This is a genomic window from Pseudomonas sp. MYb118, from assembly GCF_040947875.1.
Lineage (GTDB): Bacteria > Pseudomonadota > Gammaproteobacteria > Pseudomonadales > Pseudomonadaceae > Aquipseudomonas.
Map to the genome: position 1 here is coordinate 1,827,603 of NZ_JBFRXN010000002.1, position 12,444 is coordinate 1,840,046.

A 12,444-nucleotide genomic window follows, 5' to 3' on the forward strand; every position below is an offset into this window, starting at 1 on the left:
TGGAGTTTTGCGGTTTCCGTGTATTCGAAAAGGGAAAAAAGCAGCGCCTGAAAGGCAGGCACAAGTCAGCCAATGTAGCGGCTGACCGGGCGATTGCCTAGTGGCGCGTGCTGGCCGGTGTCAGTCCGTGGTGCTGATCGCCCGGCTTTTGCTGACCTGGGCCGGGGCGAAGTGGCAAGTGAACGTGCTGCCGTGGCCCGGCACGCTGCTGATTTCCATGCGGGCGCGATGGCGCAGCAGCACGTGCTTGACGATGGCCAGCCCGAGGCCGGTGCCACCGGTGTTGGAGTTGCGGCTGGAGTCCACCCGGTAGAAGCGTTCGGTCAGGCGCGGCAGGTGTTTGCTGTCGATGCCGATGCCGGAATCCTGCACGCTCAGGTGCGCGCCTTGTTCATCGCCCCACCAGCGAATGCGGATGTTGCCCTCGGCCGGGGTGTATTTCACCGCGTTGAACACCAGGTTGGAAAACGCGCTGCGCAGTTCCGCCTCGCTGCCCTTGAGGTTGATCGACGCGTCGGCTTCCAGGGTGATGCGCTGGTTCTTCTGCCCGGACAACTGCTGGGCGTCGCTCTTGATCGACTGCAACAAACCGTCGATGACCACCGGGTGGTTGTCCGACGGGTAATCGGTGGCTTCCAGCTTGGCCAGCAGCAACAGGTCATTGAGCAGCGTCTGCATGCGCCCGCCTTGCTGCTGCATCTGTTGCAGGGCACGGCTCCAGCGCGGGTTCACTTCTTCGACGTTGTCGAGCAGGGTTTCCAGGTAGCCGCAGATCACCGTCAGCGGCGTGCGCAGCTCGTGGGAGACGTTGGCGATGAAGTCCTTGCGCATCTGTTCCAGCTGATGGATACGCGTCACGTCGCGCACCAGCATCAAGTGTTCATTGTTGCCGTAGCGGGTGATGTACAGCTGAATGCGTACGCGGTCGTTGGTTGGCGAGGGGATTTCCAGGGGTTCTGCGTAGTTGTCCTGCTCGAAGTATTCCTTGAAGCGCGGGTGGCGTACCAGGTTGGTCACCGGCTGGCCGCTGTCCTGGGGCGTCTTGAGGCCCAGCAGGGTTTCGGCGGCGCGGTTCCACCATTCCAGGTTGCCGTCGGTGTCGAGCATGATCACCGCGTCTTTCAGTGCGGCGGTGGACTCCTGCACCCGGTCGATCACCGCTTGCAGGCGCCCGCGCACCCGTTGGTCGCGGCGTTGCAGGTGATAGATGCTGTCGAACACTTCACCCCACAGGCCATAGCCGTCGGGTGGTGCTTCATCGGGTTTGTGCAGGCGCAGCCACTCGTGCAGACGCAGCAATTGCTTGAGGGTCCAGGCCAGGTAAAGGCCCAGGCCTGCCGCGAGGCTCCAGCCGTAATAACCGGTAATCAGGCCGATCGCCAGGCAGGCGGTGACCAGTAGCAGCATGTGGCGAATGAGGATGCCATGCCAGTTTTGATTCACGGTAACGCGCGTCCTTGTCAGCTTGTCGGGCGGTCCGGATCAGGCTTTGGTCGAGAACCGGTAACCTGTGCCGCGCACGGTTTGTACCAGATTTTCGTAGGCATCGCCGAGGGCTTTGCGCAAACGACGGATGTGTACGTCCACGGTGCGCTCTTCGACATAGACATTGCCGCCCCAGACTTGATCCAGCAACTGGCCACGGGTGTAGGCGCGTTCCTGGTGGGTCATGAAGAATTGCAGCAGGCGGTATTCGGTCGGGCCCATCTCGGCCGGTTTGCCGTCGATGGTCACGCGGTGGCTGATCGGGTCCAGCAGCAGGCCGCCGACTTCGATCGGTGCCTCGCCATCGGTTGGCCCGGCGCGACGGAGCACGGCCTTGAGGCGCGCGACCAGCTCACGGGGGGAAAACGGCTTGGTGATGTAGTCGTCGGCGCCGACTTCCAGGCCCTGGATCTTGTTGTCCTCTTCGCCCTTGGCGGTGAGCATGATGATCGGGATGTCCCCGGTCAGCTCATCGCGCTTGAGGCGGCGGGCCAGTTCGATACCGGAGGTGCCGGGCAGCATCCAGTCGAGCAGGATCAGGTCCGGTTTGCGGTCGACGATGATGGCATGGGCCTGCTGCGAGTTCTCGGCCTCGAGGCAGTCATAGCCGGCCATTTCCAACGCAACGGCGATCATCTCGCGGATAGGCGCTTCGTCGTCGACGATCAGAATGTTCCTGCCAACCATGCCCATAACCCTCTTGTCATTTAACTGTCTTGCGCCGCATTAGATAACGGAATTATTGCAGTCGTGTGACAACATTTCACTGCCCGGCGATTGTAGCAATCCTGAACTATTCTCTAATTCCGAATCCTGACAACCACAAGAGAAGGTTTCCATGACTCACTACTCGCAATCCCTTAAAGCCCTGATGCTGGCAGCTGCCCTGTCTGTGCCGGCAATGGCCTTCGCGGCAGAGCCTGCGATGATGCAAGGCGGAGTAATGACAGACCACAAGGGCATGACCCTCTACACATTCGACAAGGACACGGGCGGCAAGTCGGTGTGCACCGGGCAATGCGCAGAAAACTGGCCGCCGCTCAAGGCAGAGGCTGGTGACAAGGCCGAAGGTCAATGGACGATCATCACGCGCGACGACGGCAGCAAGCAGTGGGCCTATGACGGCAAGCCGCTGTACTACTTCGTGAAGGACAAGGCACCGGGAGACAAGACCGGTGACAAAATGAAAGACGTCTGGCACGTCCTCCAAGGCCCGAAAATGTAACTGTCCACCAGAAACAACCTGTGGGAGCGAGCTTGCTCGCGATGGGCGTCAACGATGATGCGGGGTATCTGACGTACCTTGGTGTCCTTGACTTCATCGCGAGCAAGCTCGCTCCTACAGGGGCTTGTGGAGTTCAACGTAATGCGTAGTCCAGCACGATCCCGACGAATATCGCCAACCCTGCCCAGTGGTTGTGCAGGAATGCCTTGAAGCAACGCATGCGGTCCTTGCCACGGGTGTACCAGAACTCCCAGGCAAAACAGCCCGCCGCCACCAGCAGTCCCAGGTGGAACCACACCCCCAGCTCGAACTTCGACCCCGCCAGCAGCAGGCACGCCAGCGCCAGCCCCTGCAGCGTCACGATGATCACCCGGTCCGCTTCGCCGAACAGGATGGCCGTCGACTTCACGCCGATCTTCAAATCGTCGTCGCGGTCGGTCATTGCGTAATAGGTGTCGTAGCCCACCGTCCACATCAGGTTGGCGATCCACAGCAGCCAGGCCGCCGCCGGCAGCTCACCCGTCTCGGCGGTGAACGCCATCGGCATGCCCCAGGAGAACGCCGCACCCAGCACCACCTGCGGGTAATAGGTGTAGCGCTTCATGAACGGATAGGTGCAGGCCAGGGCCAGCCCGCCGAACGACAGCCAGACGGTCGTCGCGTTGGTGCACAACACCAGCAGGAAACTCACGCCCATCAACACGGCGAAAAACACCAGGGCTTCGCGGGAGCTGATCTTGCCGCTCACCAGTGGCCGTTGTTCGGTGCGCTTCACATGGCCATCGACCTTGCGGTCGGCCCAGTCGTTGATCACGCAACCGCCGGCGCGGGTCAGGACCACGCCGAGTACAAAAATCACGATGTTGGCCAGTGCCGGCGAACCTTTGCCGGCAATCCACAGCGCCCACAGCGTCGGCCACAGCAGCAGGTAAATGCCGATCGGCTTGTCCATGCGCGTTAGTTGAATGAAATCCCAGGCCCGCGGGTTCAAGCGATTCAGGGACTTGAGCAGGCTCTGGTACATCAGCAGTTCTCCGGATGGGCGCGGGTGGCGCGCCACAAGGTCGGCAGGAAAATTTCGGCCACCAGCACGCTCAGGGCGCCCCGGTCGAAACGCGAACGCCGGCCCCACAATTCAGGCGCGCTGGACTCGGGCGGCAGCCATTGCTGAGGATAGTGGCAAACCTCGATGGCGCGCCGCGTGAATGCCTTGTCGGAAAACAGCAACTCGCCCAGCGAGCGGCTGCCCAACTCATCCATGTGCAAGCCGTCACCCTGCAATGCGCTGCGCGCCGCCACACTGCGGGCGAACACCCAGGCTTGCCCGTGGCCGCGCAGATACACCTCGCGCACCCAACCTTCGCTGCCTTCGGCCAGATCCAGCGCCGCGCATTCGTCGGCGCGCAGGGTTTGCCAGCCTTCGAACAGCGGCGTGACACTGAAGCCGTCGTTCGACAGGCGCGTCAGCCGGCGGGTCAGCGACCCTTCATCGAAGAGCCAGTCCAGCGTAGAAGCGTCGGGGAGGGGAGCAAGCTGGCTGCGAGAGAGCCAGAGCGGGGCCGTGCGGGGGGACGTTGAGTGCGGCACAGTGAGTCATTATTGGCAGCAAATGAGGCGGCGAGCTTACCATGTCAGCCAATCATTTTGAGTGATGTGGCGGCCCGGTGCGTCGAACAGGCTTGCATCTGCCGGACACGACCAGTACAAAAACGCCCTGAGCCGGACGGCAACGCAGCAACCATCGACCGTTCGCGCCGGCAATGAGCCTGAACCTGAGGAAGTAGCTGAATGAAAAAGTGGCAATGTGTGGTCTGCGGCCTGATCTATAACGAAGCCGAAGGCTGGCCGGATGACGGCATTGCGCCGGGCACCCTGTGGCAAGACGTGCCGGAAGACTGGCTGTGCCCGGATTGCGGCGTCGGCAAGATGGATTTCGAAATGATCGAAATCAACTGAGAACTTACAAGGAGTAGGACATGAACGCACCTGTCGTGATCGTTGGCACGGGCCTGGCGGGCTATAACCTGGCCCGCGAGTTTCGCAAGCTGGATGGCGAAACCCCGCTGTTGCTGATCACCGCCGATGACGGGCGTTCCTACTCCAAGCCAATGCTGTCCACCGGCTTTGGCAAGAACAAGGACGCCGATGGCCTGAGCATGGCGGGGCCTGGCGCCATGGCCGAGCAGTTAAAGGCCGAAATTCGCACCCACACCCGCATCAGCGGCATCGACCCTGGTCACAAACGCCTGTGGATCGGTGAAGAGGCGGTCAACTACCGCGACCTGATACTGGCGTGGGGCGCTGAAACCGTGCGGGTGCCCATCGAGGGCGACGCGGCAGACGCCGTGTTCCCGATCAACGACCTCGAAGACTACGCACGCTTTCGCGCCTTTGCTGCCGGCAAGCGCCGGGTGCTGATACTGGGCGTGGGCCTGATCGGCTGCGAATTTGCCAACGACCTGATCGTCGGCGGCCACGAAGTGCAGTTGGTGGCGCCGTGCGAACAAGTCATGCCGATGCTGCTGCATCCGGCGGCTGCCGCGGCTGTGCAGGCCGGGCTGGAAAGCCTCGGTGCACGCTTCTACCTCGGGCCCGTGATCAACCGCTTGCAGCGTGTGGCCGATGGCCTGGAAGCGCACCTCTCGGATGGTCAGGTCATTGCCTGTGACGTGGTGATCTCGGCTGTCGGCCTGCGCCCGCGCATCGACCTGGCGGCTGCGGCCGGGGTGCAGGTCAATCGCGGCGTGGTCGTCGACCGCCACCTGAAGACGTCCCACGCCAATATCTACGCCCTGGGCGACTGCGCCGAAGTCGACGGGCTGAATCTGTTGTACGTCATGCCCCTCATGAGCTGTGCGAGAGCACTGGCTCAGACCCTCGCCGGCAACCCCACGGCGGTGAGCTATGGTGCGATGCCGATCACCGTCAAGACGCCGGTCTGCCCCTTGGTGGTGTCGCCGCCGCCACGGGGTTCGGAGGGCGTGTGGACGGTCGAAGGGCAGGGTGGCGACGTCAAGGTGCTGTGCCGCGACGCTACCGGCAAATTACTCGGTTACGCCCTGACCGGCACGGCCGTCATGGAAAAACTGGCGCTGAACAAAGAGCTTCCGCCGCTGCTGGCGTAAATGACGGGCGTTCTGTCGGAATCACCCCTCTTTTCCTGTTACAAACGTCGCGCGCAGGCTGGCGCCGCCTCTCGGCGCGTGCCATTCTCACTCCCGTCTGCCGCAGGTTAGAGCACCTGCGGCGCTTTGGGCGCTGTTCCAACGAGAGCAGCACGGACATAACAACAAAAAACCGTCAAAGGGGCTTCACTTATGCGTAAACCAGAACTCGCCGCGGCCATCGCGGAGAAAGCAGATCTCACCAAAGAACAGGCCAACCGCGTTCTCAACGCCGTTCTCGAAGAAATCACCGGCGCCCTGCACCGTAAAGACAGCGTGACGCTGGTCGGCTTCGGCACCTTCCTGCAACGCCACCGCGGCGCGCGCACCGGCAAAAACCCGCAAACCGGTGAGCCTGTGAAAATCAAAGCCAGCAACACCGTTGCCTTCAAGCCAGGCAAATCGTTGAAAGACAGCGTCAATCCGTAACACGTACCGACTGCCCGCCTGACGGGTCAGTGGGATGAAAAATGGGCACGCCAACCTAGGGTTGAGTGCCCATTTTTTGTGGCCGCTGCATACGGGCCTGGCCGCGAAGGGCCCGACATTGTCGAGTCAGAGCGACTCCAGGCACCCTGCCAAGTCATTCCCCAGTTTTTCCAGCACCTGCTCATAGCCCTGAGCCGTCGCGGGCGTGTAGCCACCCAGCGCATCCAGCTCCGCCAGCTTCACCGGCAACCCGGCCACCAGGGTTTCCGCCAGGCGCGGGCGCAGTGGTGGTTCGCTGAATACACAGGTCTTGCCGACTTCCTGCAATCGCGTGCGCATGGCCGCGACGTGCTGGGCACCGGGTTGTACTTCGGCGGCGACGCTGAACACGCCGGTGTGCTTCAGGCCATAGGCGTCTTCGAAGTAGTCGAACGCCTCATGGAACACGAAGTACGGTTTGCCGGCCACACCTGCCAGACGCGCCTTCAGACGCAGGTCCAGCGCATCCAGGCGCTCCTCGAAGGCCTTGAGATTGCTCTGGTAGCGCGGCGCATTGGCCGGGTCGGCGGCGCTCAGGTCGGCGGCCATTCTGGCGGCGATCACTCGTGCATTCAGCGGTGACAACCACAGGTGTGCATCCAGACTGCCCGGGCGGTGGTCGTGGTCATGCTCATCGGCTTCTTCGGCGTGGGAATGATTGTCCTCGGCGAAATGACGCAACTTCAGCCCCGGCAGCTCCTGCACGGCGACGCTGGGCAGCGTACGGCCCTTCAGCACACGCGGCAGGAAACCTTCCATATCCGGGCCGATCCAGTAAACCAGATCCACCGATTGCACCTTCCGTACGTCGGATGGGCGCAACGCGTAGTTATGCGGGGAGGCGCCGGGCGGCAGCAGCACTTCCGGAATGGCCACGCCGTCCTGCACCGCAGCGGCAATCAGCTGTAGCGGCTTGATACTGGTGAGAACCTTGACCTCGGCGTGGGCGGTGCCGATGAACAGAAAACTTGCGACAAAAGCGACAAAGATGGAAAAAAGTCGAGACACGATGACCACTCAAAGATGAAAGAACGGGTAACATAATAACGTCTCTCACAAAACTCGTCTCTGCTCATGCCTATTACACCGATTGCCAGCCGCCCCCACGACCACTCTCATTGCGTTCACAGCGCGTTGTCCGAGGCCGATGCGCTGTGCGCGCGCCAGGGCCTGCGCCTGACCGCGCTGCGGCGGCGGGTGCTGGAACTGGTGTGGCAAAGCCACAAGCCATTGGGTGCCTACGACATCCTGGCAGTGCTCAGTGATCAGGATGGTCGTCGCGCGGCGCCGCCGACCGTGTACCGCGCGCTGGATTTCCTGCTGGAAAACGGTCTGGTGCACCGCATCTCCTCGTTGAACGCGTTCGTCGGCTGCAATCACCCGGAGCACGCGCACCAGGGGCAGTTCCTGATCTGCCGGGAATGCCACGCCGCCATCGAGCTGGAACAGAAGTCCATCAGCGATGCGATTGTCGCCAGCGCCAGGGATGTCGGGTTTGTCGTGGAAGGCCAGACCGTTGAAGTGGTCGGCCTCTGCTCGGGTTGCCAGGGGGCTTGATGAGCAACGCGCTGATCCGCCTCGAGCAGGTGGCCGTCACCTTTGCCGGGCAAAACGTGCTGGATAACATCGAACTGAGCGTCGAACCCAGGCAGATCGTGACCCTGATCGGCCCCAACGGTGCCGGTAAAACCACCCTGGTGCGGGCGGTGCTCGGCCTGTTGAAGCCGGACAGCGGCAGTGTCTGGCGCAAGCCGAAACTGCGGATCGGCTACATGCCGCAAAAACTTCACGTGGACCCGACCCTGCCGCTGTCGGTGCTGCGCTTTCTGCGCCTGGTGCCGGGTGTCGATCGCGCTCGCGCCTTGGCGGCTCTCAAGGAGGTCGGTGCCGAACAGGTGATCGACAGTCCCGTGCAAAGCGTTTCCGGCGGGGAAATGCAGCGTGTGCTGCTGGCCCGGGCGCTGTTGCGCGAGCCGGAACTGCTGGTGCTCGATGAGCCGGTGCAGGGCGTGGACGTCGCCGGGCAAGCCGAGCTGTACAGCCTGATCACCCGTCTGCGCGATCGCCACGGTTGCGGCGTGTTGATGGTCTCGCACGATTTGCACCTGGTGATGAGCACCACCGATCAGGTGGTCTGCCTCAACCGCCACGTCTGCTGCTCCGGCCACCCCGAGCAGGTCAGTGGCGATCCGGCGTTCGTCGAGCTGTTCGGCAAGAACGCCCCGAGCCTGGCGATTTATCACCACCACCACGACCACGCCCATGACTTGCATGGCTCGGTGGTCAAACCCCACGTTCACGGAGACAGCTGCAAGCATGGCTGATTTTCTGCTGTATGCCCTGCTTGCAGGTCTGGCTTTGGCGCTGGTCGCAGGACCGTTGGGATCCTTCGTGGTCTGGCGGCGCATGGCGTATTTCGGCGACACCCTGTCCCACGCGGCATTGCTCGGCGTGGCGCTGGGTTTCCTGCTGGATGTCAGCCCGACGGTGGCGGTGACCGTCGGCTGCCTGTTGCTGGCGGTGTTGCTGGTGACCTTGCAGCAGCGCCAACCGCTGGCGTCCGACACGCTGTTGGGAATTCTCGCACCGAGCACGCTCTCACTTGGCCTGGTCGTACTAAGCTTCATGCACGAAGTGCGGATCGACCTGATGGCGTATCTGTTCGGCGACCTGCTGGCGATCAGTCCCACCGACCTGGCGTGGATTCTCGGCGGCAGCGCGGCGGTGCTGGTGTTGCTGGTGACCCTGTGGCGGCCCTTGCTGGCCATTACCGTGCATGAGGAACTGGCACGGGTGGAAGGTTTGCCGGTGCCGGCGCTGCGCATGACCCTGATGTTGCTGATCGCCGTAGTGATCGCCGTGGCGATGAAAATCGTCGGTGTGTTGCTGATTACGTCGTTGCTGATCATCCCGGCGGCTGCGGCACAGCGTCACGCCCGTTCCCCCGAGCAGATGGCGCTGGGCGCCAGCCTGCTGGGCATGCTCGCGGTGTGTGGCGGGCTGGCGTTGTCCTGGTTCAAGGACACCCCGGCGGGCCCTTCAATCGTGGTGACGGCGGCCGCACTGTTTCTGCTGAGTTTTGTCCTGCCCCGTCGAGGGGTGTAGACTTGCTCGTTTTTTGCGCAAATAGAGAGTCGCAGGAATGAAGCCGTTCGCCTCCCGTTATCTGCTCCTTGTCGCGTTTTCGCTGCTACTGGGTGCCTGCCAAAGCACGCCACCGGCGGCCACCGAGGCCACTGATGCGCGGGCTGCGGCCATCGTGCAGCTCGAGCAAAGCCTTGCCAGCAGCGAACTGGCGACCGCTGAAGGCCAGTTGGCGGCCTTGCAGGCCGAAACCCCCAACGATCAATCACTCGAGCAGTACCAGCGGCAGTTGGCTGAAGCCTATCTGCGGCGCAGCCAGATCGTGCTGCAAAAGGGCGACGTCAATGCCGCCGCTACCGCCTTGAGCCGTGCGCGGGCGCTGATGCCCAAGGCTCCGGCGCTGACCGGCGGGGTTAACAACGCCATCGTCAATGCGCGCAAGGCCGAGCTGGACAAGGCCGAAGCAGCGCTCAAGGCGGCCGAAGCCAAGCCGGCGGCGAAAGTCATTGATCCGACGGCCGAAAGCACCACTGTTGCGTTGAACCTCACGGATATCAGCAAACTTCGCCGTCAACTGGACGCCATCGCCGCCGATGTGGTGAATTATGACTGTGACGTGAGCATCCAGGCGCCGCGCACCGATGACTACCCGTGGCTGGCGACCTTGCTGACCAAGCGGGTGAAGAAGCTGGATGCGGATTTTGACCTGAACCTGCAGAAGCAAATTTTGCGCAGCGTGCCGGCGCAGGTTGTCCTGAGTCCGCGTAAACCCTGAAAGCATCGCGGGCAAGCCCGCTCCTACAGGGATTTCATGATCGCTGTAGGAGCGGGCTTGCCCGCGATAGCGCCAGTCGAGTCAATACAAATCTAGGCCGGAACCCCCTTGGCCTTCGGCTCCCGCTCCCAGACCCGATGCTGCCCGATCGCCGCAATGAACGCCTTGGCCAACTTGGCATCCGCGCCGACGATCAATCCGGCATCGGCCTCAAGCTTCAACACATCCAGCAACTGCTTCGCCTCGCCCTGCAAGGCAATCGCCTTCAAGTGCTTGTAGGCCTCAAGCAGGTAATGCAACGCCACGCCATCCCCGCTCAATACCTTGATCGACGCCGCGCCACCCGGCACGAACACCGCGTCGAAGGCGATCGACGGTAATCCCTCCATCGACGCATCCACCGGCAGTGCCTTGCCATCGGCCGTCTTGACCGGAGCCGATGTCGGCCCCAGCAGCTTGGCGTGTGCACCTTCGGCTTTCAGGGCTTTCTTCATCGCATCAATGGCGGCCCCATCGACGCCGTTGGCTGCCAGGATCGCGACCTTGCGGGTCTTGATATCACCGGGCAGCAGATTGGCCTGGCTGAGCGCTGGCGAACGCTCCAGGGACGATGCCGGGACATCCACCGTTCCGGCCTTTGGTGCTGGCAAGCCGAGGTTCTCGGCCACACGTCTGGCCAGTTCCAGGTCGATGTTGGCGAGAATCTCGTTCACTTCCCGCGCGCGGATGAACTCGCGTTCGACCTTGCCCAGCTCAAAGCTGTAGGCCGCGATGATGTGCTCCTGTTCGTGCGGGCTCATGCTGTGGAAGAACAGGCGGGCCTGGGAGAAGTGGTCGCTGAACGACTCGCTGCGCTGACGGATCTTCGCGGCGTCGATGCGTTCCGGGTAAGACTCGAAGCCACCGTCCTGTGGCGCAGGCGGTGTTTCTTTCGGCCAGCCACCGTCGATGGAGTTCGGTTCGTAGGAGGTACGGCCCTTGTCGATGGTGCTGCGATGCTGGGCGTCGCGTTGGCCATTATGAAACGGTGCCAGCGGACGGTTGATCGGGACCTCGTGAAAGTTCGGCCCACCGAGTCGGCTGATTTGCGTATCGGTGTAGGAGAACAGCCGACCTTGCAGCAGCGGATCGTTGGAAAAGTCGATCCCCGGCACGATATGGCCCGGGCAAAAGGCGACTTGCTCGACTTCGGCGAAGAAATTGTCCGGGTTGCGGTTGAGGGTCATCTTGCCCAGCGGCACGATCGGCACGATTTCCTCGGGAATGATTTTGGTCGGGTCGAGAATATCGAACTCGAAGGCGTGCTCGTTTTCCTCTTCGACCACCTGCACGCCCAACTCCCATTCCGGGTAGTCGCCCATCTCGATGGCTTCCCAGAGGTCGCGGCGATGGTAGTCAGTGTCCTTGCCGGCGAGCTTCTGTGCTTCATCCCACACCAGCGAACACGTACCGGCGGTGGGGCGCCAGTGGAATTTGACGAAGCGTGATTTGCCTTCGGCGTTGATCAGCCGGAAGGTGTGCACACCGAAGCCCTGCATGCTGCGCAGGCTTTTCGGAATGGCGCGGTCGGACATGGCCCAGATGACCATGTGCGCGGTTTCGGGTACCAGCGAGACAAAATCCCAGAAGGTGTCATGGGCCGAGCCGCCCGTAGGGATTTCGTTGTGCGGCTCGGGTTTGACCGCATGCACGAAGTCCGGAAACTTGATCGCGTCCTGGATGAAGAATACCGGCATGTTATTGCCCACCAGGTCGAAGTTGCCCTCGTCGGTGTAGAACTTCACGGCAAAACCCCGCACGTCACGCACCGTGTCGCCGGATCCGCGTGGGCCTTGTACCGTGGAAAAACGCACGAACACCGGGGTTTTTTTACCGGGATCCTGCAGGAAACCGGCCTTGGTCAGCGCCGAATGGTTCTCGTAAGTCTGGAAGAAACCGTGGGCGCCGGTGCCGCGAGCATGAACGATGCGCTCGGGAATGCGTTCGTGGTCAAAGTGCGTGATCTTTTCACGCATGATGAAGTCTTCCAGCAGCGACGGCCCACGAGCGCCGGCTTTCAGGCTGTTCTGGTTGTCTGCGATCTTCACGCCCTGGTTGGTGCGCAGGGCCTGTCGAGTGGCGTCGGCGCGGAATTCTTCAAGCGCTTCGAGCTTGGCATTGGTGTTGCCTCGATCCAGGGTTTCGGTCCCGGCCAGTGCGCTTTTCGGGGCGGCAGGTTTCTTGGTAGTCATCAGTCGTAAACT

Annotated in this window: 14 protein-coding genes; 8 read left to right on the forward strand and 6 right to left on the reverse strand. The window is 62.2% G+C overall.

Going from position 1 to position 12,444, the window contains the following annotated elements; genetic code table 11:
- Positions 1-120: 120 nt before the first annotated feature.
- Entirely contained in the window at positions 121-1,407 is a 1,287-nt protein-coding gene (phoR, locus tag ABVN20_RS14275; protein ID WP_368557709.1) for a phosphate regulon sensor histidine kinase PhoR, read from the reverse strand.
- A gap of 75 nt (positions 1,408-1,482) precedes the next feature.
- Positions 1,483-2,172, reverse strand: a complete 690-nt coding sequence (phoB, locus tag ABVN20_RS14280) for a phosphate regulon transcriptional regulator PhoB (protein ID WP_192307159.1) — start codon at positions 2,170-2,172, stop codon at positions 1,483-1,485.
- 151 nt (positions 2,173-2,323) lie between these two features.
- Between phoB and ABVN20_RS14285 the strand changes: the two genes are divergently transcribed.
- Entirely contained in the window at positions 2,324-2,710 is a 387-nt protein-coding gene (locus tag ABVN20_RS14285) for a hypothetical protein (protein ID WP_368556373.1), read from the forward strand.
- A gap of 133 nt (positions 2,711-2,843) precedes the next feature.
- Here the strand turns inward: ABVN20_RS14285 and ubiA are convergent, their stop codons facing one another.
- Positions 2,844-3,734 (reverse strand): 4-hydroxybenzoate octaprenyltransferase, encoded by an 891-nt coding sequence (ubiA, locus tag ABVN20_RS14290; protein ID WP_368556374.1) that lies wholly within the window; start codon positions 3,732-3,734, stop codon positions 2,844-2,846.
- Positions 3,734-4,297 (reverse strand): chorismate lyase, encoded by a 564-nt coding sequence (locus ABVN20_RS14295; RefSeq protein WP_368556375.1) that lies wholly within the window; start codon positions 4,295-4,297, stop codon positions 3,734-3,736. Before ABVN20_RS14295 ends, ubiA begins: the two co-directional genes overlap by 1 nt.
- Positions 4,298-4,498: 201 nt before the next feature.
- Here ABVN20_RS14295 and ABVN20_RS14300 point away from each other — a divergent pair, with 201 nt between their 5' ends.
- The 3 genes from ABVN20_RS14300 (at position 4,499) to ABVN20_RS14310 (ending at position 6,303) form a co-directional block, all read left to right on the forward strand.
- Positions 4,499-4,666 (forward strand): rubredoxin, encoded by a 168-nt coding sequence (locus tag ABVN20_RS14300; RefSeq protein WP_186611382.1) that lies wholly within the window; start codon positions 4,499-4,501, stop codon positions 4,664-4,666.
- Between the two features lie 20 nt (positions 4,667-4,686).
- The gene (locus ABVN20_RS14305; RefSeq protein ID WP_368556376.1) at positions 4,687-5,835 is read left to right on the forward strand and encodes an NAD(P)/FAD-dependent oxidoreductase; all 1,149 of its coding nucleotides are present in this window, start codon (positions 4,687-4,689) and stop codon (positions 5,833-5,835) included.
- Between the two features lie 192 nt (positions 5,836-6,027).
- Complete coding sequence (locus tag ABVN20_RS14310; protein WP_003213368.1) at positions 6,028-6,303, forward strand: HU family DNA-binding protein; 276 nt, start codon at positions 6,028-6,030, stop codon at positions 6,301-6,303.
- Between the two features lie 126 nt (positions 6,304-6,429).
- Here the strand turns inward: ABVN20_RS14310 and ABVN20_RS14315 are convergent, their stop codons facing one another.
- Positions 6,430-7,350, reverse strand: coding sequence for a zinc ABC transporter substrate-binding protein (locus ABVN20_RS14315; RefSeq protein ID WP_368556377.1), 921 nt, complete (start codon positions 7,348-7,350; stop codon positions 6,430-6,432).
- A 66-nt stretch (positions 7,351-7,416) separates the two neighbouring features.
- Between ABVN20_RS14315 and zur the strand changes: the two genes are divergently transcribed.
- Genes zur through ABVN20_RS14335 form a run of 4 tightly spaced genes read left to right on the forward strand, consistent with a single transcriptional unit; the run spans position 7,417 to position 10,201 of the window.
- A complete protein-coding gene (gene zur / locus ABVN20_RS14320) occupies positions 7,417-7,899 on the forward strand; it encodes a zinc uptake transcriptional repressor Zur (protein ID WP_368556378.1) in 483 nt (160 codons plus the stop codon).
- Positions 7,899-8,666 carry a zinc ABC transporter ATP-binding protein ZnuC gene (gene znuC, locus ABVN20_RS14325; RefSeq protein WP_368556379.1) on the forward strand — a complete coding sequence of 256 codons (768 nt, stop codon included), beginning with the start codon at positions 7,899-7,901 and terminating at the stop codon, positions 8,664-8,666. The genes zur and znuC overlap by 1 nt, the downstream gene beginning before the upstream one ends.
- On the forward strand, positions 8,659-9,447 hold the full coding sequence (gene znuB / locus ABVN20_RS14330) for a zinc ABC transporter permease subunit ZnuB (RefSeq protein WP_192307312.1): 789 nt from the start codon (positions 8,659-8,661) through the stop codon (positions 9,445-9,447). Before znuC ends, znuB begins: the two co-directional genes overlap by 8 nt.
- A 37-nt stretch (positions 9,448-9,484) precedes the next feature.
- Complete coding sequence (locus tag ABVN20_RS14335) at positions 9,485-10,201, forward strand: PA5502 family lipoprotein (protein ID WP_368556380.1); 717 nt, start codon at positions 9,485-9,487, stop codon at positions 10,199-10,201.
- A 92-nt stretch (positions 10,202-10,293) separates the two neighbouring features.
- On the opposite strand, the gene katE is transcribed toward ABVN20_RS14335, so the two are convergent.
- Positions 10,294-12,432, reverse strand: a complete 2,139-nt coding sequence (katE, locus tag ABVN20_RS14340; RefSeq protein ID WP_368556381.1) for a catalase HPII — start codon at positions 12,430-12,432, stop codon at positions 10,294-10,296.
- Positions 12,433-12,444: the final 12 nt, after the last annotated feature.